At 46.1% G+C, this 18,755-nt stretch carries 21 protein-coding genes; 6 read left to right on the plus strand and 15 right to left on the minus strand.

The features are described from left to right. Positions 1-66 precede the first annotated feature (66 nt). From LL912_RS17075 to LL912_RS17090, 4 genes are all read right to left on the minus strand, one after another. On the minus strand, positions 67-1,224 hold the full coding sequence (locus tag LL912_RS17075) for a helix-turn-helix domain-containing protein (RefSeq protein ID WP_235554793.1): 1,158 nt from the start codon (positions 1,222-1,224) through the stop codon (positions 67-69). Between the two features lie 29 nt (positions 1,225-1,253). Beyond that, complete coding sequence (gene thiL, locus LL912_RS17080; protein ID WP_235554794.1) at positions 1,254-2,279, minus strand: thiamine-phosphate kinase; 1,026 nt, start codon at positions 2,277-2,279, stop codon at positions 1,254-1,256. Between the two features lie 89 nt (positions 2,280-2,368). Continuing rightward, positions 2,369-2,689 carry a four helix bundle protein gene (locus tag LL912_RS17085; protein WP_235554795.1) on the minus strand — a complete coding sequence of 107 codons (321 nt, stop codon included), beginning with the start codon at positions 2,687-2,689 and terminating at the stop codon, positions 2,369-2,371. A gap of 46 nt (positions 2,690-2,735) precedes the next feature. Then, positions 2,736-3,512, minus strand: coding sequence for an inositol monophosphatase family protein (locus LL912_RS17090; protein WP_235554796.1), 777 nt, complete (start codon positions 3,510-3,512; stop codon positions 2,736-2,738). A gap of 168 nt (positions 3,513-3,680) precedes the next feature. On the opposite strand from LL912_RS17090, the gene LL912_RS17095 reads away from it, so the two are divergent. From LL912_RS17095 to mtgA, 4 genes are all read left to right on the plus strand, one after another. Continuing rightward, on the plus strand, positions 3,681-4,820 hold the full coding sequence (locus tag LL912_RS17095) for a glycosyltransferase family 2 protein (RefSeq protein WP_235554797.1): 1,140 nt from the start codon (positions 3,681-3,683) through the stop codon (positions 4,818-4,820). A gap of 495 nt (positions 4,821-5,315) precedes the next feature. Continuing rightward, positions 5,316-6,845, plus strand: a complete 1,530-nt coding sequence (locus tag LL912_RS17100; RefSeq protein ID WP_235554798.1) for a GH3 family domain-containing protein — start codon at positions 5,316-5,318, stop codon at positions 6,843-6,845. A gap of 39 nt (positions 6,846-6,884) precedes the next feature. Further along, positions 6,885-7,505, plus strand: coding sequence for a LysE family translocator (locus LL912_RS17105; RefSeq protein ID WP_235554799.1), 621 nt, complete (start codon positions 6,885-6,887; stop codon positions 7,503-7,505). Between the two features lie 240 nt (positions 7,506-7,745). Continuing rightward, positions 7,746-8,438 carry a monofunctional biosynthetic peptidoglycan transglycosylase gene (gene mtgA / locus LL912_RS17110; protein WP_235554800.1) on the plus strand — a complete coding sequence of 231 codons (693 nt, stop codon included), beginning with the start codon at positions 7,746-7,748 and terminating at the stop codon, positions 8,436-8,438. Positions 8,439-8,586: 148 nt separating this feature from the next. On the opposite strand, the gene LL912_RS17115 is transcribed toward mtgA, so the two are convergent. From LL912_RS17115 to LL912_RS17155, 9 genes are all read right to left on the minus strand, one after another. Beyond that, positions 8,587-8,955: an Hpt domain-containing protein gene (locus LL912_RS17115; protein WP_235554801.1), complete on the minus strand. Its 369-nt coding sequence runs from the start codon at positions 8,953-8,955 to the stop codon at positions 8,587-8,589. A 110-nt stretch (positions 8,956-9,065) separates the two neighbouring features. Further along, entirely contained in the window at positions 9,066-9,779 is a 714-nt protein-coding gene (locus LL912_RS17120) for a LytR/AlgR family response regulator transcription factor (protein WP_235554802.1), read from the minus strand. Positions 9,780-9,933: 154 nt separating this feature from the next. Then, positions 9,934-11,514 carry a F0F1 ATP synthase subunit alpha gene (gene atpA / locus LL912_RS17125; protein ID WP_235554803.1) on the minus strand — a complete coding sequence of 527 codons (1,581 nt, stop codon included), beginning with the start codon at positions 11,512-11,514 and terminating at the stop codon, positions 9,934-9,936. Positions 11,515-11,779: 265 nt separating this feature from the next. Then, positions 11,780-12,256 (minus strand): DUF4920 domain-containing protein, encoded by a 477-nt coding sequence (locus LL912_RS17130; RefSeq protein ID WP_235554804.1) that lies wholly within the window; start codon positions 12,254-12,256, stop codon positions 11,780-11,782. A gap of 40 nt (positions 12,257-12,296) precedes the next feature. Continuing rightward, a complete protein-coding gene (locus LL912_RS17135; protein ID WP_235554805.1) occupies positions 12,297-12,527 on the minus strand; it encodes a 4a-hydroxytetrahydrobiopterin dehydratase in 231 nt (76 codons plus the stop codon). Between the two features lie 10 nt (positions 12,528-12,537). Continuing rightward, positions 12,538-12,981 (minus strand): IPExxxVDY family protein, encoded by a 444-nt coding sequence (locus LL912_RS17140; protein WP_231005670.1) that lies wholly within the window; start codon positions 12,979-12,981, stop codon positions 12,538-12,540. A 157-nt stretch (positions 12,982-13,138) separates the two neighbouring features. Beyond that, entirely contained in the window at positions 13,139-13,693 is a 555-nt protein-coding gene (locus tag LL912_RS17145) for a dihydrofolate reductase family protein (RefSeq protein ID WP_235554806.1), read from the minus strand. Between the two features lie 69 nt (positions 13,694-13,762). Beyond that, the gene (locus LL912_RS17150; protein WP_235554807.1) at positions 13,763-14,548 is read right to left on the minus strand and encodes a helix-turn-helix domain-containing protein; all 786 of its coding nucleotides are present in this window, start codon (positions 14,546-14,548) and stop codon (positions 13,763-13,765) included. 155 nt (positions 14,549-14,703) lie between these two features. Further along, positions 14,704-15,462, minus strand: coding sequence for a phytanoyl-CoA dioxygenase family protein (locus LL912_RS17155; protein WP_235554808.1), 759 nt, complete (start codon positions 15,460-15,462; stop codon positions 14,704-14,706). A 231-nt stretch (positions 15,463-15,693) separates the two neighbouring features. Between LL912_RS17155 and LL912_RS17160 the strand changes: the two genes are divergently transcribed. Together LL912_RS17160 and LL912_RS17165 are read left to right on the plus strand one after the other, a co-directional pair. Beyond that, complete coding sequence (locus tag LL912_RS17160) at positions 15,694-16,623, plus strand: M20/M25/M40 family metallo-hydrolase (protein ID WP_235554809.1); 930 nt, start codon at positions 15,694-15,696, stop codon at positions 16,621-16,623. Between the two features lie 100 nt (positions 16,624-16,723). After that, positions 16,724-17,152: a phage tail protein gene (locus tag LL912_RS17165; protein WP_235554810.1), complete on the plus strand. Its 429-nt coding sequence runs from the start codon at positions 16,724-16,726 to the stop codon at positions 17,150-17,152. A 9-nt stretch (positions 17,153-17,161) separates the two neighbouring features. Here LL912_RS17165 and LL912_RS17170 read toward each other — a convergent pair whose 3' ends face one another. Continuing rightward, a complete protein-coding gene (locus LL912_RS17170) occupies positions 17,162-17,803 on the minus strand; it encodes a Pr6Pr family membrane protein (RefSeq protein ID WP_235554811.1) in 642 nt (213 codons plus the stop codon). Between the two features lie 24 nt (positions 17,804-17,827). Then, positions 17,828-18,649 (minus strand): bestrophin-like domain, encoded by an 822-nt coding sequence (locus LL912_RS17175; protein ID WP_235554812.1) that lies wholly within the window; start codon positions 18,647-18,649, stop codon positions 17,828-17,830. Positions 18,650-18,755 lie beyond the last annotated feature (106 nt).

Here is an 18,755-nt window from a genome sequence, read left to right on the forward strand (position 1 = left end):
TAAAGCCCTGCGGCTCCATGCATGTTCCTGATCCGTAATTATGTTTATGTTAGTATGCACAGCGCATCAGCTTTTCAAATAATCAGATGGCGCCTGCCCAGTAAATTTTTTAAAATTCCGGTTAAAGGATGATTTGGAGTTAAAGCCGCATTCGAAGGCTAAGGACAACAGGGTATAGTTTTGATTGTTGGGAAGGGCAACAATCCTCTTGAATTCTTCCACGCGCAGGTGGTTGATATAATCATAGAAGCTTTTCTCTGTTTTTGAGTTAATCACCTGCGAGAGGATGCCGCTATGGATATCCAGTTGCCCGGCCACATCACCCAGGGTTAATTCGGCATTTTTAAATAACAGCGTATCCTGCATCAGTTTCACAAGCCGCCCATGTATCTCGGTTGCATCATCGTCGGTCAATGTCGATTTTTCATATTTTACTTTTTCGGGTGCCGCATTTTTCATAAGGACGGCAGCTGCCTGTGTTGCCGGAGCCGCCGGCATTCCTTTTAGCAAAACCAGGTCTTCATCCGGTAATGGTTGCGGCGGCTGGCCTCCGGAACTGCTTCTATTAAAGATACCTTCCTGCCGCACTCCAAAAAACCCCAGGAAAAAGATAAAAAGGGAAACAGAAATGTAAAGTGTCTGCTCTGTCAGGTAAAAGATTACAAAGAACCAGATCACTCCGATACCGCCAATTAGATAACGCAGCCAGTTGAGCGTAATCTTACCGGTGTTCGAAAACTGTCCCGCGATGTTCCTGCGATGGCGCCTCAGCAATACCAGTGATGCACTAACATAGCTGATCCCGGAGGCAATAGTGGCGATTGTCAGCACGGTTATGATCACCTTGTAGCCAGGCGCACCGTGCTCATAGGTGTACAATTTTTGCTCCGGTGATTGAAGCAGCACCGGTATCCACATCAGATAACCGACCAGAAAGGGTAAAAAGTGCCAGATCCACCGGTATTTATGTTTTTGCTGGTTGGTGACATATAAGGTGTATAAATATAGGAAAGGACCATGGATGAACGGAAGGGGCAGCTCCCATCCCAGCACACCGGGCACTTCTTTGTACTGTTTGGTAACGAATAAATAAAGATACACCAGATGAATGGTTGCCAGAAACTGCCATGCCGTAAGGATCTTATCGGCGGTGGTTTTTTTTGGCTTCGCAATCAGCAGTATTAATAAATATACCGATACACTAATCCCCGTAAGGTACAGCATGGTTTTGTTTATTTTTCGCCGGGTTGTTGTCAGATAGGATTCCAACCCTGGGCTGTAATGGCATGCCGTCCACCTCCTTTCGTAATGATATGTGCCCCATCTGCGGCGTCGGTCATGTAACCGATAATGCTGATGGCGGGATTGGCCTGTATTTTTTCATAATCGGTCTGCGCCACCGTAAACAATAATTCATAATCCTCTCCCCCGCTCAATGCGCAGGCTGTAGGATCGATCTCAAATTTGAAGGCTGCATTGCGGGTTTCTTCCGCAATCGGAATTTTATCTTCGTACAATATACATCCAAGTTCGCTGTCTTTGCAAATATGCAGGATCTCGGAACTCAGGCCGTCGCTGATATCCATCATGGCGGTTGGCATTACCGGCGCTTCGGCAAAAAATTCGATAATATCTTTCCGGGCCTCTGGTTTTAATAACCGGCCGATCACATAGCTTTCTCCTTCCAGGTCCGGTTGCACGCCCGGGCTTTCCAGAAATATTTTCCGCTCACGCTCCAGGAACAGCAGGCCCACATAGGCTGCACCCAGGTCGCCGCTCACACAAAGCAGGTCGCCTTTTTTTGCCGTGCTTCGTTTCACAAAATGATCCGGGGCCACTTCCCCGATGGCGGTAACAGAGATCACAAATCCTTTTTGAGAGGTAGTGGTATCACCGCCCACCAGGTCTACCCCATAGTGGCTGCAAGCGGCATATACCCCTTCATAAAATTCGTCAAGCGCTTCCAGGCTAAAGCGGTTGCTGATCCCGATGCTCATCGTAATTTGTGTGGGCATCGCATTCATGGCATATACATCGCTCAGGTTTGCAATTACCGATTTATAGCCCAGGTGTTTCAGCGGGGTATACATCAGATCAAAATGAACCCCTTCCAGCAGCAGGTCGGTTGTGACCACTGTCTGTTTTCCGAAATGATCGATCACGGCGGCGTCATCGCCTACACCGACCAGTGAGGATACATGCTGCAATTCTATGTTTTTGGTTAAATGGTCGATCAGACCAAATTCCCCCAGTTCCGATAATTCTGTACGTTCTGACATACTTTTTACTTTTTTATGTACGAGGTATGATGTACGTTGTACGCCATCACAATGTCAAATTCTCTTTTTACGTAAAGTTATAATTGTCGCTACAATGATCCTGAGTAAAATCTCTCCCTCTTTATAAAAACATCTATTCGTTCTTTAAATACAGGATTAAATGCTGTCAACAATTCAAGAAAGAACAAACTTTCATCTAACTCTTCTTCAACGATTTTCAACTTATTCAGATGATCGGCATCAGACTTTGCTCTTCTGGACGCCCTGTAGTTAGCGCATGTTGAACTAGAGGATCGTATAATTTGTCTTTTGTACGCTATATTAACATGGGTCTCCGGTAATAATTCTGATAAACGGCCAACGTCAATGGCAAATTGCTTCGTTCTGGTTTTTAATTCTTCCGCGTCCATGTTTTATAGGTTTCATAATGATTAAGCAGATATGTACATCCTGCATCTAATATCGTACATCATTAATAATATTCAACAACTCTTCGTGTATCCTTCCGTTTGTGGCAACAATCCGGTGCTGATAAGGAGAATAGCGGTCTCCGTTAAAATCAGTGACCCGGCCACCCGCTTCTTCTACAATTAAAAAACCGGCTGCACTGTCCCAGGCTTCCAGTTTATGTTCGTAAAACCCATCAAACCGGCCAGCGGCTACCCAGCAAAGGTCAATGGCCGCAGCCCCAAGGCGCCGTACCGGCACGCCTTCTTTAATCAGCCGTTCAAATACCTGCAGCGGACCGTTCTCCATATGAATATATACATACGGAAAACCGGTTACCAGGCAGGAGCGCATGGCCTCTGTTTCTGTGCTAACCTTTATCGGCTGCCCGTTTAATGTAGCGCCCTTTCCTTTTTCCGCAAAAAAGAGCTCATTCATATGCGGATTGTATACCATCCCTAAAATGATCTCCTTTTTATATTCCACTCCCACGGATACACAATTAATGGGCACTCCGTGCGCAAAGTTAATGGTGCCATCCAGCGGATCGATGATCCATTTATAATCCGACTCCTGCGCCAGGGCACCGCTTTCCTCGGTCAATATAAAATGATCGGGGTAATGCCTGCGGATCACTTCAATAATGGCCTCTTCAGATGCATGATCGGCATCTGTAACCAGGTTATTACGGCCTTCTTTATGCTGTACAGAAAATGATTGCTGGAAATAGCGGGTCAGTTCTGCTGCACCCGCCCGAACGGCTTCTTCCAAAACAGTTGCTAACATGAGGGCAAAGATAGCGATTTAGCTTTCAGCGGTCAGATTTCAGAATTGAGATTTGGGAATCCAACGACTGAAAGTTGATTGCTAATCGCTCCATTCCCGATTCTCAAATCTCAACGCTCCAATAACCGAATTCATTTATTTTTGTGCATTGCTCCTGCTTTTATAAAAATGACCCTATCCATCATTATAGTTAGCTACAACGTAAAGTACTTTTTAGAACACTGCCTGGTATCGGTACTGCGTGCGGCAAAAGATCTGCAAACAGAAATTATTGTTGTGGATAATTGCTCTACAGACGGGAGCCTGGAATACCTGCTGCCCTTGTTTCCGCAGGTTTTATTTATTGCCAATAAAGAGAACGCCGGTTTTGGCCGTGCCTGTAACCAGGGCCTTCGCAGTGCTACGGGCCGTTTTGTGTTATTCCTGAACCCGGATACATTGGTGCCTGAAAACGCGCTGATAAAAAGCCTGGAAGTTTTTGAACGGGATGAAACTGTGGGCGCCGTTGGTATCCGGATGTTTAATGGTGCAGGTATTTTTCTAAAGGAATCTAAACGTGGATTTCCTTCATGCTCCGCTTCGTTTTTTAAATTATCGGGGATGCATCGCTTTTTTCCCGGATCCAGGACATTTGACCGGTATTATATGGGGCACCTGGATGACGAAAAAGACCAATATGTTGAGGTGCTGGCCGGGGCTTTTATGTTGATTCCACGGGAAGTGCTTGAAAAAACAGGAAGCTTTGATGAGGCCTTTTTTATGTACGGAGAAGATATTGACCTCAGCTACCGTATTTACAAAAGCGGGTATAAAAATTATTATTTATCAGATCCGGCCATTATTCACTTTAAAGGGGAAAGCACGTCAAAGAGCAGCCTGGGCTATATTAAAAACTTTTACCAGGCCATGGGCATTTTTGTGAACAAACACCACCGGGGCACCAAACGCTTCGGGCTCCGGTTGCTGGTACACCTGGGCATCTGGACACATGCCGCTTTAAAATATATATCGGGCCTGATCCGGCCTGGTAAAAAGAAAGAACCGGAGGATAAGGGAGCCGTCATCGTCGTGGGTTCCGAACAGTCTGCCGCCGGCCTGCTGCGGCAGTTTGCCGAAATCGGGTCAACCGTTACCATTATTCCGTCTTCCGAGCAGCAGCTGGTTGTCCTTCTTAAGGCGCATCCGCATTCGCCGGTATATCTCTGTGAGCAGGATATGCGCTTTGCAGAACTGATCCGCATCGTTCGGCAAAGCCAGCACCGCTACCTGAATTTTTACAATGGTAATAGCATCATTGCCGGAAGTTGATGTAATAATGTGGAAATTTGAAAATGTGGGAATGCATCCGCCCGCATTCCATGATTACTCTCCTCCGGTTGATCTTCCACAGGCAATAAGGAATAGCAAGTAGCGAGGAGGAGGAGGCTAGGTTCATCAAGTGCAAACAGATCTAAACGGCCCCTTAAACCTGAAATAAGCCCCCGGCTTTTAGCCAATTGGATTGAGCATCAAGCGGATCCAACTGGAACGTTGAACCTTAAACAGGAACACCCGCAGCAGGCCGCTAACAACTGTATGGTTTCTATCGGTTTTATAGTTACCTTGCAGGCCTTGTTGTCGCAGACCACAGTTGAGCCTTAAAGCCCGGCCGGAATACCGGGGAACAGCTATGCGGAACAGGGCCTTTTACGGGCACCAATCTGTTTGAATCGGAAGCATTCCGTACAAAAGGTGCAGTTTAGTTTATATGAGCACACCGGCGTTCAAAGTTGTATCTTTGCCGGTTACAGTAGTTAGTAGAATATGGCATCAATAATAGATATTAAATTACCGCGATCGATTGCCAGTGCACTGCGACTTCCTAAGCGTAATGCAAAAACACAGCAACAGAAAGTATTAAAAAAGCTATTAAAAAAGGCAAGATTCACAGAATTTGGCCAGGAATACCGGTTTGACGAGATCCTTCTTTCCAAAAACATCGAAAAAAGCTTCCAGCAATTGGTTCCCGTTTATGATTACAATAAGATCTACCAGCAGTGGTGGGTGAAAACGCTGGAGGGTAAACCCGATATCACATGGCCCGGGAAAATTAAATATTACGCATTGAGCTCGGGTACTTCTGAAGCCTCCAGCAAATACATCCCCGTAACCACAGACCTGTTGAAAAGCAACACCATCAACTACATTAAACAGCTGATCAGTGTTTTTGGCTATAAACAGGCCAATAAAAGATCCCTTACTAAAGATTTCCTCATCATCGGTGGCGCTACCAATCTTCAAAAAGGAGAGGCGGGCTGGTTTGCAGGCGATTTGAGTGGCATCCTGGCAAAAAAACGTCCGTTCTGGTTTCAAACCTTTTACAAACCGGGTGGACGGATCGCTGCCATTGCTGACTGGAACCAGAAGCTGAACGAAATTGTAGACAATGCCCATAAATGGGATATCGGGTATATTGTAGGTGTGCCGGCCTGGTGCCAGATGTGCATGGAAATGGTCATAGAACGCTATAAATTGGCAAATATTCATGAAATATGGCCAAATTTCGGCGTTTTTGTACATGGAGGGGTGGCCTTTGAGCCCTATAAAAAATCTTTTGACAAGCTGTTGGGGAAACCCATCGTATATGTAGAAAACTACTTATCCAGCGAGGGCTTTATCGGGTATAAGATGAAAGAAGACCGGGGCATACAGCTGGTAACAGATAATAATATCTTTTTTGAATTTGTGCCTTTTGACAATTGCAATTTTGATGCGGAAGGCACCATTGTTGACCACCCGGAAGTAAAACTGATCGACGAGGTGGAAGAAGGCAAGGAATATGCCCTGCTGATGAGCACCAATGCCGGAAGCTGGCGTTACCTGATTGGCGACACGATCAAGTTCCTGGATAAGGAAAAGGCGGAACTGATCATTACCGGAAGAACCAAGCACTTCTTAAGCCTGGTGGGTGAACACCTGAGCGTGGAAAATATGAACCGGGCCATCCAGGACGCCAATGATCATTTCAATATCAGTATTCAGGAGTATACGGTTATCGGTCTTCCTTATGAAGGCTATTTTGCGCACCGCTGGTATGTAGCTACCAGCGACCCGGTAAACAAAGAGGAGCTGATTGCGTTTATAGATAATAAGCTCCGCGAGATCAACGACGATTACGCAACAGAACGAACCAGTGCATTAAAAGAGGTTTTTATTGAAGTATTGCCCCCGGAAACATTTATGAAGTTTATGGAGCTGAAAGGCAAACTGGGCAGCCAGCATAAATTTCCCCGGGTGATGAAAGGCCGGATACTCCTTGACTGGGAAAATTTTTTAAAAACAGGGAAAATTTGATCCCCTTTTTAAAAACTTCGGCTATATTGTTATCCGATTATGATTGAAGCCTTTATTAAAGGAATAACCATGGGATTGGTCCTCTGCCTTGCGGTAGGGCCCGTGTTCTTTTCAGTCATTAAACACAGTATTAATGTAGGCCACCGGGGCGGACTGGCCTTTGTACTGGGTGTTTCCGCCAGCGATACTACCCTTGCATTTACCAGTAATTTCTTTTCGCAATTTTTTACCGGTCTTAGCTCACAAAAGGTGGCCATCAGCATTGTGGGTAGCACCTTTCTCATTGTACTGGGTATTTATTATGCCTTCTTTAAAAAGATCCGCATCCGTGATCGTATCAAACGGACTCCTCCGGTTTTCCGGAAGCGGGATTATCTTCAGCTATTTCTTTCCGGTTTTTTTCTGAATACCCTCAACCCCGGTATCTTTCTTGTTTGGCTCACCGCCTCCTCCTCCGTTATCACTCATACCATCAATGAGCGCATCGTCATTTTTATAACAGCATTGCTGATCGTTCTGGGTACAGATATTGCAAAGGTAATGCTGGCCAATAAGATCCGTACCCGGCTGACTCCCCGAAACATCCATCTGCTGAACCGCATCAATGGTTTTGTGCTGATGTGCTTTGGTATAGCGCTTATTATACGGCTGGTTATCTGAGAGCCGCAGTATCTTTAGCATTTGATATTTTTATATATTTAACATATAGCAGCATCAAATACGCTTATTTTTGTTAAACGGCTGTAATTGAAATCATTAAGAAATCAACCGATAGCAAGGGCCCTGGTGAAATGCATATTGGTGGCCGGTTGACTGCATTTCGGAAAAACCGGTACAGTTGGGTGCAGATTTCTATTTTACGCTATTGATTTGCATGAATAAGCGATCTGTTTTTATACAATGAAGATTCTGAAAGGCATATGGAAATGGGGCAAACGGCTATTTGTGGTATTGTTCGTAGGCCAGCTGCTTTATATCGTACTGCTCAAATGGGTGAATCCGCCTATTACGCTTACGCAGATCGGCAGCATCATGGCCGGCCGGGGGTTTCACCAGCAAAACCGGCCATCTGCTTCAGTTTCTGAAAATGCACGGTTGGCGGTGATTGCATCCGAAGATCAATTGTTTCCGGATCACAATGGCTTCGACTGGAAGCAGATTCAGAAGGCAATCGAATACAACCAGAAAAAGCCCGGCAGGATCCGCGGCGCCAGCACCATCAGCCAGCAAACAGCCAAGAATGTATTCCTCTGGCAGGGCCGGGGATGGATCCGCAAAAGTCTTGAGGCCTATTTTACATTTATGATTGAAAATATCTGGGGTAAAAAAAGGATCCTGGAAGTCTACCTGAATGTGGCGGAAATGGGGCCGGGTATTTTTGGTATAGAACAGGCAGCGCAGCGTTATTTTAACAAACCTGCTAAAGAACTGACGGTATTTGAATCCGCGGCCATTGCCGCGGTATTGCCCAACCCGATAAAGCGCAAGGCCAAACCCATGTCGCCCGAAGTATCAAAACGAGCAAGGGAGATCGTACAGCAAATGAACTTCCTGAAACCCGACCGGGATATACAAAATCTGATCCGCCAGTAAGCCAACCGCTTCACTACCAGCTTTCAAAACCCATGCAGACGGATTTACCAAAGAAATTACACGGTTATCCCAGGGCAAACTGCTCCCTTTCAATTGCCTTAAAAATGATGATCCGGTATTAGCAGTAGGTAACAGGCGTATTGCTGCATTAGGCTGCGGATAGATCCTGTACCATTCCCTCAATGCTTTTAAGAAACGTGTTCCAGTATTCCCCATCGCTATTCAGTGTGCCTCTTTTTTCCAGGAAGGATTCTCCACCATTGGCCACCACCCGGTATAGCACATGCCCCGGACCCAGGGGGGAAAAGGTAGATTTAATGCGATGTAACAATCGTTTTACCTCAGCAATATCATTTTCATTTAATGCCTGTTCTAAATGAAACCGGTCGTCTCTCCACTGCGTCTTTATTTCAGTCAGAATGTCGTTAACGGCATTGATGTCGTCACCCAGTAAATCTCTCAGGTAATCCAGATTGTTATATTGGGGCTCAATATTATTTAGAAGGGGCTCAGTCATGGTCGCTAGCATTTTGTCAATCTATTAAAATGGTTAAAAGCGTTTCTTTCAAAACGGCGCTTTCTGCAATCGCTGCGAATGCATTATTATTGCGGCAGGTATTGTTGTTTTTATAAAAGGTGCAGCTTTGCCAGCAATGCATCTTTATAACTTTCTGAAACGGGTATGGGCTGATTTTTTATATACACCAATCGGTTTTCTATATACTCCACCTTATCAATCGCAATCACATAACTCCGGTGCACCCGCACAAACTTATCCGGCGAAAATTTATCCTCAATGGTCTTAAGGCTTCCATGAACCATGTACATTTTATCCGGTAAATTAAACTGTACATAATCTCCCTTTGCCTCCATCCATAAAATATCATCCACATTGATTTTACGGATTACCTTGTTTTCCTTTATAAACAAATGCTTGGGCGTAATGGCATCGGATTGCTGCGATTGCTTAAACCGGATCAGCTCCTGAACTTTGTCAATAGCGGCCAGGACCCGGGTTAGTGTAAAGGGCTTTACCAGGTAATCCATTACATTCAATTCAAAAGCTTCTACCGCGTATTGTTCTTTTGCTGTTGTTAAAATCGTATGCGGGCGGTTCGGCAATAACTTTAACAAGTCGAGGCCACTCATTTCCGGCATTTCAACATCCAAAAACAAAATATCTACATGATTGGCCTCTAAAAAACTTTTGGCCTCCAATGCGCTTTCACATTCCCCTATAACGTTAATATTACTTACATTAAGAAGAATTTTTTTTAAAATAACCCGCGCTACTTTGTTATCGTCAACCAATAAGCATATAAGAGGGCCGTTCGCGTTCATTTATATCGTCTAAGGTTGCCTAAAATTACGGAAAACTTATCATTTGCAAAAATCGATCGGCCATTAAATTAAAAAAACCCCACATATAACGTTGTTTTACTCCAAAAAAAAGGCCGCCCTTACGGACAGCCCTTAAAAAATCAAGTTATACTGCTTATTTCTTGAACTGAGGGATAAGGCCGTTTGCCAGTTCCACCATTTGTTTTAATCCTTCTTCAGGCAGATTTCCTTTTTTAAACTCGGCCAGTACCTGGGGATATTTATTTTCCATTTCCAACAGGAACAGTTCTTCAAACTCCTTCACTTTATTTACCGGTACATCTTTGATCAGACCGTTGGTACCCAGGTAAATAATCGCTACCTGTTTTTCTACAGAATACGGAGAATATTGCGGCTGTTTCAGGATTTCTACGTTCCGGGCGCCCTTATCAATTACGTTCTTGGTTGCCGCATCCAGGTCGCCCCCGAATTTTGAGAAGGCTTCCAGCTCGCGGTAAAGCGCCTGATCCAGTTTCAGGGTACCGGCTACTTTTTTCATGGATTTGATCTGCGCGTTACCACCCACACGGCTTACGGAGATACCCACGTTGATGGCCGGGCGGATACCGGAAAGGAACAATGAAGATTCCAGGAAGATCTGGCCGTCGGTAATGGAGATCACGTTTGTAGGGATATAGGCTGATACGTCACCCGCCTGTGTTTCGATGATCGGGAGCGCTGTTAAAGAACCACCGCCTTTCACCAGGTGCTTGATCGAATCCGGCAGATCGTTCATGTCTTTTACGATCTCGTCGTTGTTGATCACTTTTGCAGCTCTTTCCAGCAAACGGCTATGCAGGTAGAATACATCACCAGGGTATGCTTCACGGCCCGGAGGACGACGCAGCAGCAGGGAAACCTCGCGGTAAGCCACCGCCTGTTTAGACAGGTCATCATAAATGATCAGCGCCGGGCGGCCGGTATCGCGGAAATACTCACCGATGGCAGCACCCGCAAACGGAGCGTAGAACTGCAACGGAGCCGGATCGGAGGCAGATGCAGCAACGATGGTGGTATATTCCATCGCACCGTTATCTTCCAGGGTTTTCATCACACCAGCAATGGTAGATGCTTTCTGTCCGATGGCAACATAAATACAATATACAGGCTTGCCTGCTTTAAAAAATTCTTTCTGGTTGATGATGGTGTCGATCGCGATCGCTGTTTTACCGGTCTGACGGTCACCAATGATCAGCTCCCGCTGGCCACGGCCGATGGGAATCATCGCATCGATGGCTTTGATACCAGTTTGCAGCGGTTCTTTTACCGGCTCCCGGAAAATAACCCCCGGAGCTTTACGCTCTAACGGCATTTCATACAGCTCGCCGGAGATGGGGCCTTTACCATCGATCGGCTGACCCAGCGTATTTACCACACGGCCGGTCATGCCTTCGCCCACTTTGATAGAAGCGATCTGGTTGGTACGGCGTACCTTGGAGCCCTCTTTAATATCCTTGCCTTCTCCCATCAATACCACACCCACGTTGTCTTCTTCCAGGTTCAGCGCAATTGCACGTACACCGTCTTCAAACTCAACAAGTTCACCATACCTTACATTTCCAAGGCCATAAACGCGGGCGATACCATCACCCACTTGTAATACGGTACCAATTTCCTCTAAATCTGCCTGGGCATTAAAATTGCTCAGCTGCTCCCGAAGGATGGCACTTATTTCGTCTGGTTTTATTTCCGGCATAAATAATGATATTTAATACGTTTTGTATTGAAACAGGGCCTAACGCCCGTTTTCAGGCTGCAAAAGTAGTGTATTACCAGATTCCCAACAAAAAATAAGGAAGTGAAAATTTTGTTCTCCTGTTGGATTGTTGGGAATTCAGGGAGCCGGTTACATATGGGCAGGATCCCCATTACCGGAAGATTCAAATCTTGTTGCTGATGGGTCTGCGGACAGGATCATCCCTTACCTGGTTTTCGAGTGGTAGCCCCTGTGGGCGCTATTATCAGATTACCAGCACTCCGCTCGCCTCAAACCGTACCTGTTTTTCGGGTTTTGTGATCGCATCGATCTCCGCCTGTGGCCTTTTGGCGTCTTCTGCATAGTGTTTCAGCTCGTTCACCGAAACCAGTTTCTGGCGCGCCACTCCATCCAGCACCACTGTTTTCCCGGCGATAGCCGTTGGCACAAAAAAACCGTAGTCCTTGAATTTAACCTGCATTTTCGTTTTATCCGTCAGTTCCATGGTTAGCCAGCATCCTTTTTTTGCACAAACCGCCAGCACAGTTCCCTTTATTTTGGCCCTTACCGCCTCCTCTTTTGAAGAAGAAAGCTTACCAGCCAGCTCCTCCAGGGAAAGGGCGCCTTTCGCGGTTATTTTTTCACCATAGGCATCTCCTTTTTTAGCCGCCCCGGCCGGAGGCTGTGCATATAATAAAATACCAGCCATCAGGGATGCCATCATTAACAGTACTTTTCTCATAATTTAATGCAATTGCGGTTTATCAATAATAAATTAAAGCTTAAAGGCAATGATCAATTTTTTTTGCCAGTTTATGATCTTTTTCGGTAACCACATCCCCGGCATCATGGGTCGAAAGCCAGATCTCCACAGTATTGTAGGTATTGGTCCAGGTGGGATGATGGTCCATTTTTTCAGCGGCCAGCGCCACCCGGGCCATAAAACCGAAGGCCTCGTTAAAATCCTTGAAAGCGAACTTCCGGTAGAGTTTATTATCGTTTTCTGTCCACATAACACTGGTTTTAAAAGATCAGATAATCCTTATTCTTTATTTTTTCGTTGGTGAGCTCGGTAATCAACTGCACCCCTGGAATTTCCCGCAGCCAGGCTTTTACCTGCTCCAGGTATTCATCGGTCACTGTGTCATTTTTCATCAGCCACAGGAAATCGAGGTGTTTAAATTCCGGCAGCAAAAACTCCCCGTCATACAGGTTATTATATAAATAATGGCACAGCGAGCTATTGGGGTCCCGGTATTCGTACACGGAAAAAAAATAAAGCCTTCTCTTCCGTTTTAACTTGATCTCGATATCATGGTTGATCCGGAAATCCAGCTCCAGCAAATTATTCAGGTTCCAGCAAAATTTATAGTCCTTAACCGTGGTTACAATACCCAGGAGCTTTGTGTCTTCAAAGAACTCCTCGGTGATCTGCTCGGTATTTAAAGATAATTTTACAGTGGCCATGAATAAAACAGATTTCCGGGAAGCATGTGCGCTCCCGGAATGATGCTGTAAAGGTAGCAAATAATGCGCCGGAGCCGCGCCCGCACGGCTGCATTTTATTTTTTACGCCATGGTGGGAAATCACCGTCACTCATAGCCCGTTTTACACGGCTCACCCTTATTTGCGTCCCCGGCCGTAACAAAGCTGCAGCACACCCTTTTCCAATTGCTGCACCTGTAGCAGATCCAAGCTGGTATGTATGCCGGCAAACAGTCGGCCGGCTCCCGTACCCATAATATGTGGCTGCACCAGCAGTTTCCATTCATCTACAAGACCGGAAGCCACCAGCGTTTTTACAAGTGTGGCACTGCCCTGTACCAAAACCGGACCTCCTTCCTGGTTCCGGAGCTCGGTAACCGCCTTAACCGGATCCTCCTTAATAACAGTGGTGTGCTCCCAGGGCGCTTCGGTTAAGGTGGCGGAAACCACATACTTTTTTGAAGTATTGAGCTTTTCGGCAACGCCCATTTCATTGTTCTTCATTGCGCTCCAGTAAGGATAAAGCATCTGGTAAGTTACACGTCCATACAACATGATTTCGCTGTTATGGATGGTTTCCCGGATGGCATTCGCCCTGCTGTCGCTGTGATAAGGATTGAACCATTCGGCCATGGTGGCGGCGTCGGTGATGCCGTCCAACGACATCCATTCGGTTACAATTATTTTTCTCATTGTGATAAAAATTTATACCGCAAAAATGCGTCGCCGGGCGCACGGAAAAATAGAACGGAACCGACAAAATCAGAATTCAGGGTTATAGGGCGCGCGCTTTGCCAGGTATTCATTGGGGGTTAGCCCGGTAAACTCTTTAAATACTCTGATAAAATGGCTTTGATCGGCAAACCCGCTGTCGTAGGCGATATCTGTAAGCTTCAGCACTTTTTTTTGGTTGACCTGCTGAAAGGCGAACTGGAACTGGCAGATGCGCCGGTAAAGATTGGGAGCAATCCCAATTTGGCTTTCAAATAGCCGCTGGAAGCTTCTTTCCGTTGTGTGCAGCTCTTTTTGCAGTTCGGTCAATGTATACAGGCCATTACTTTTGCGTAACCGGCTGGTTGCAAAAACAATTTTTTCATCGATTTTGGTTTTTTGCCCGGCCAGCTTTAAAATATACATGTCAATCAGTTCCAGCCGTTTGGCAAGCGGGGTGGTATTCAGCAGTTGCGCTTCCAAGCTGATATCCCTGGCCTGTTTTAACAACATTAGATCAAGATCGCTCCCGGTAATTTCCCGGGGATTGATACCAAAAAGCGGGTTCAGCGCATGCGGGTAAAAAAAATAGGCGATAAAGACAAAGGGATCTTTAAATTTCAATTCACCAGGTTGTATGGTTTGTCCGTAAAGAGAAAGATGGCCGGTTGTTTGCCCGGCTTTGATGGCTGGTGCTGTCTGGAAAACAAGGGTCGGACAGCCATTGGCAAAAAGGGGAATCACAAACTCGTGAAGGCTGTTGAAATCTTCGACAACCAGGATACCACTTACATACTCCGCGATCGACAAAGGCGGTATAAAAAAAGCGGTTTTCATCAACCAAATATAAAACAGTTGGATTGTAAATGCATCCTGCGGAATATGTTTTAAGCGCCGCTGATGCGCTGATTGCTTGGGTTATTATGGATGTATGCCGGCCAGCTCACCTTTATGCCGGCCACCCGTCAAGGTGCATAAAACCCGGCAACCGCCTACCAGGCGTTTTTTTCGTTAAACACCGGCATGCGCTCGGCCCAGTTTAATCCGGCGGGAAGTTCCATATCTGAAAACTCAATATGAATGACCCGCCGCCGACGGCTGTTCAACGTACGCCCGGAGCTATGCAGCAATAGTGGTTTCATAATCATGATGCCACCCTGCGGAACACAACAAGAGCGTTCGGTTTCTACAGACCAGTCAATCTGTTCCCGCCGGCAAATGCCTTTGCGGTGCGATCCTGGTATTACCCTTAAGGCACCGTTTGTTTCGTCAGTATCATCAAGATGTATCCGTACGGTAAAAATACGCTCCAGGAAAACAGATGGCGGCTGTACCGCAAACTGCTCCGGTTTAACTGTCCACGGACCAAAACCAGGTATTGACGCTTTGCAATCAACAGCAACAGTGAGATCCTGGTGGTAACTTACATACCAGTTAGACGCCGCGGGTTTATCAAAGTAGATGCTTTTTACTACAAAAAAGCCGTTCCCTGAAAGCCGGTTGATCAGTTCCTTTAACCGGTTATTAAAAATCAGCTCCCGGGTTTCCGGAACCTCCGTCAGGAACCGGCGGATGGCAAAGAGGTCAGCCGACCGTCTAAAAGTAGCAGCAGCCCGATCCGCCTGTCCGACCTTTTCGATGATCGCGGTTATTTCTTCCGGGGTATAAATACCTGCAACAACGGTAAACCCGTTTGCGTCAAGCTCCGGTTGCAACGCTGATAATGGTTCTATTTCTGATCGCATGGTCATTTACCCCCTTCACTGATTTTCGCGAAAAATTTAATTGTCGGTCCGTAGTGTCATTATCAAATATAAATACTTATTCCTTCTCACTGCTCCTGCTATAACAGCGCAGCAGAATACGGACATATGCCCGGTGTCGCGTCCCTGATACTGTGCAAAATACCGGTATGATTTCCTGATCTTCGCATGAATTGACAAACCCTGCAGCTTTATGCGGGCTCCTTTAATAACAGGTTTATGAACAACTATTTTTTGCTCCTTTTTCTGCTTATCTTTTCAACTGCAAATGCCCAGATATCTGAAAAAAAATTAAAAAAACACGTCCATTACCTGGCTGCTGATAAAATGAAAGGCCGCCAAACGGGAAGTGCGGAAGCCGAAACAGCTGCAACTTATATTGAAGCACAATTTAGAAAATATGGGCTCACTCCATTAGGTACGAATGCATTCCGCCAGTCTTTTGAAGCGAAGGTTAAAAGAGTGGCGGTAACAGATAGTATCCGGAAAGCAGCCAATATTATCGGTTTTTTAAATAACGATGCGCCCTATACCATTGTGGTGGGTGCGCATTATGACCATATCGGGTACGGTGAGCTGGGCAATAGCAAAGACTCCCTGAATATTGGAAAAATACATAACGGTGCAGACGATAATGCATCCGGTGTGGCCGGACTCCTGGAGCTTGCGAAATATTATGCAAAAAACGGGGTTAAAGAGCGTTTTAATCTTCTTTTCATTGCCTTCGGAGCGGAGGAGTTGGGGCTGCTGGGATCAAAGTATTTTGTAGAGCACCCGACCGTGGCTTTCAATACCATCCATTGGATGCTGAATATGGATATGATCGGAAGGTATCATCCTAGTAACGGGGTGGCGGTAATAGGATACGGAACCAGCTCTTCTTTCCCTGAAATTTTTAAAGGCGTTACATCCGGTATAAAGTTTTATACAAGCAGGGACGGAAGTGGTGGTTCTGACCAGACCTCCTTTTACAAAAAGAACATACCGGTTCTGTTTTTTCATACCGGAGGGCACCCGGACTATCATAAAACGGGCGATGATGCCGACAAAATAGACTTCAACGCTTTAAGAGTGATCCTGGAACTGGAGATCCGGGTTATTGACCGGTCCATGAATGTGCCAAAAATGGATTTTACTCCCACCAATTAAAGCTCCCGATCATCCATAAAATTAGCGAGGGGAAACCGCCGGCCGTTGTTGTACATTGGTGTTTTATTTATCCGGCCATCCGGATCTAAAAACAACCCACATGCCACAACCTGTTTCCCGCTATCATTTTACGGCCGATTGGGGCGGATCCCGTACGGGGTTTGCCGAAATATCCGGACTGAACATTGAAATAGAGCCGGTGCTCTTCCGCGAAGGCGCCAGCCCGGAAGACCAGATGCGTAAACTGCCCGGCCTGCGCAGCTATTCCAATATTATTTTAAAAAGAAGCATTCTTAAAGGCGACAATGACTTTTTTGAATGGATCAATACTAAACAAATGAACCAGATCCAGCGAAGGGATATTACCATTTCGCTGTTGAACGAAAATCATGAACCCATTGTTGTATGGCGTGTTAAGAGCGCTTTCCCGGTAAAATATACGGGACCGGTTCTTTCGGCCGGAGCCAACAGCGTGGCTATGGAATGCCTGGAATTAACCCATGAAGGATTAACGGTGGTGAAGACATAACCGGGCTTCTTAGCCCGAGGGGTTTGCGCGGGTCAGCCAGCGACCCAGTCCTACAAATGCAGCGGAAACCAACAGGAATCCCCCTGTTAAAACGACACTGTTCCACAATGCCCGCGGATAGCCCAATGCGGTTACATCAATAAAAGGATAGGGATAAAAGCCCGATTGCGACCCCCGTAAAAAGATACAGATGGCATATACAGCAGGATAGATCAGCCAACCTGGGATCTGCTTCCATCGCAGTGCGGATTTGGATACCCCAGCGAACCAATACAGGATAAAGAGCAGGGGAACGCCCACATGTAGCAACTCATCCACCAGCCATTGCCACCCCTCCGGACTCCACAACCTACGTAATACCAGGTTATATACCAGGCCTACAATTGTTATATACACGGCAATCGCTGTTGCGGTTGCAGGTTGCATCAAAAACGCTTTCAGCCGGCCGGAAGGTTTTATCAGCAGCATGGAACCATAAACGGCAACAAGCACATTGGTAAGAATCGTATAATAACTAAAAAAACGCAGCAAGGTCTCCCCAACGGGGTTTTTTGTATACAGCAGCATCAGGTAAAGCTGAAGGATTATGGCAAACCAGGCAACAACGGTTATCGTAGCCACCAACCAGCGTGTTTTTATTTGATGCGCCATGTTTTGATTTTATGATTCATCGGGTCAGTTGTTCCGGATGTATTCCAATGTTAACTGCAGGTGATAATAACTGGGCTTGATCAGTCCCAGCCGGGGGTTGTTAAGATCACTGATTACGAGCATCGTCAGCGATACGGTTACAAAATAGATAAGCGGCACCATATAATGAACCCTTTCCTTTACACCGTTCATAAATCCAACTAAAAAACCGATCAGAACGGAAACCACCACCAGCAAAAATATCACGAATGCAGGAGTCCGTTCATAGTTGGAATACGCAAATAGCGAAACCGTATCCTGCACCTGGTCAAAATATTCCGCCACTTTATCAATAGCGGCACTGTGCTGTTGTTTTTGCAGCTTGGCAAGGTTCGCCCAATAGGCATCGCTTTGTCTTTTGGCGTTGTAAAAAAAATCAGTATTGCCGGACTGTTCATAGGCCAGCTGGTTCTTTAAAAAATCCTGCAGCATGTTTTTTGTATACAACCGGAAGGAATCCGGCAGCTCCCTGCTGTAGCGGTAAAGCGCATCTACATTGTTCGCTTCTTTATGCAGATAGGCGAACCGCTCCCGGTGTGCATTTCCTGCCTGCAAAAAGGTAAAGGAAATGATGAGGCCAAAGATACCGACTATGGAATTTTCGATGCCGGAGCTTTCCCAGCGGGACCTTTTCCGGTAGCGGGCTGCATACCAGATGCCTCCGGCAACGCTGGCGAATAACAACAAAACATAAAAACCGATCACCCATAAAGAGTCCAGCATAACCTGATGCGATTTGACCGTTACAATAAAACAGGAAAAGCCGGAGCCGGTATTGTTCCCCGCAGCGCCGCCCCTGTCATGCATTTCCCGAATTTACAAAAAAATCGCTGCATCCCCGTATCAGGAATAATCTGAAGACGCCATTCTGGTTGTTGCCATCATGCTCGCCTCCGCGCATCAGCGAACATGG

The organism is Niabella agricola (assembly GCF_021538615.1).
Classification (GTDB): Bacteria; Bacteroidota; Bacteroidia; order Chitinophagales; family Chitinophagaceae; genus Niabella; species Niabella agricola.

Coding starts and splice junctions, on each gene's coding strand:
- LL912_RS17075 (WP_235554793.1), bottom strand. CDS start 1,224: ATGCTGTACCTTACGGGGATTAGTGTATCGGTATATTTATTAATACTG.
- thiL (WP_235554794.1), bottom strand. CDS start 2,279: ATGTCAGAACGTACAGAATTATCGGAACTGGGGGAATTTGGTCTGATC.
- LL912_RS17085 (WP_235554795.1), bottom strand. CDS start 2,689: ATGGACGCGGAAGAATTAAAAACCAGAACGAAGCAATTTGCCATTGAC.
- LL912_RS17090 (WP_235554796.1), bottom strand. CDS start 3,512: ATGTTAGCAACTGTTTTGGAAGAAGCCGTTCGGGCGGGTGCAGCAGAA.
- LL912_RS17095 (WP_235554797.1), top strand. CDS start 3,681: ATGACCCTATCCATCATTATAGTTAGCTACAACGTAAAGTACTTTTTA.
- LL912_RS17100 (WP_235554798.1), top strand. CDS start 5,316: ATGGCATCAATAATAGATATTAAATTACCGCGATCGATTGCCAGTGCA.
- LL912_RS17105 (WP_235554799.1), top strand. CDS start 6,885: ATGATTGAAGCCTTTATTAAAGGAATAACCATGGGATTGGTCCTCTGC.
- mtgA (WP_235554800.1), top strand. CDS start 7,746: ATGAAGATTCTGAAAGGCATATGGAAATGGGGCAAACGGCTATTTGTG.
- LL912_RS17115 (WP_235554801.1), bottom strand. CDS start 8,955: ATGACTGAGCCCCTTCTAAATAATATTGAGCCCCAATATAACAATCTG.
- LL912_RS17120 (WP_235554802.1), bottom strand. CDS start 9,779: ATGAACGCGAACGGCCCTCTTATATGCTTATTGGTTGACGATAACAAA.
- atpA (WP_235554803.1), bottom strand. CDS start 11,514: ATGCCGGAAATAAAACCAGACGAAATAAGTGCCATCCTTCGGGAGCAG.
- LL912_RS17130 (WP_235554804.1), bottom strand. CDS start 12,256: ATGAGAAAAGTACTGTTAATGATGGCATCCCTGATGGCTGGTATTTTA.
- LL912_RS17135 (WP_235554805.1), bottom strand. CDS start 12,527: ATGTGGACAGAAAACGATAATAAACTCTACCGGAAGTTCGCTTTCAAG.
- LL912_RS17140 (WP_231005670.1), bottom strand. CDS start 12,981: ATGGCCACTGTAAAATTATCTTTAAATACCGAGCAGATCACCGAGGAG.
- LL912_RS17145 (WP_235554806.1), bottom strand. CDS start 13,693: ATGAGAAAAATAATTGTAACCGAATGGATGTCGTTGGACGGCATCACC.
- LL912_RS17150 (WP_235554807.1), bottom strand. CDS start 14,548: ATGAAAACCGCTTTTTTTATACCGCCTTTGTCGATCGCGGAGTATGTA.
- LL912_RS17155 (WP_235554808.1), bottom strand. CDS start 15,462: ATGACCATGCGATCAGAAATAGAACCATTATCAGCGTTGCAACCGGAG.
- LL912_RS17160 (WP_235554809.1), top strand. CDS start 15,694: ATGAACAACTATTTTTTGCTCCTTTTTCTGCTTATCTTTTCAACTGCA.
- LL912_RS17165 (WP_235554810.1), top strand. CDS start 16,724: ATGCCACAACCTGTTTCCCGCTATCATTTTACGGCCGATTGGGGCGGA.
- LL912_RS17170 (WP_235554811.1), bottom strand. CDS start 17,803: ATGGCGCATCAAATAAAAACACGCTGGTTGGTGGCTACGATAACCGTT.
- LL912_RS17175 (WP_235554812.1), bottom strand. CDS start 18,649: ATGCATGACAGGGGCGGCGCTGCGGGGAACAATACCGGCTCCGGCTTT.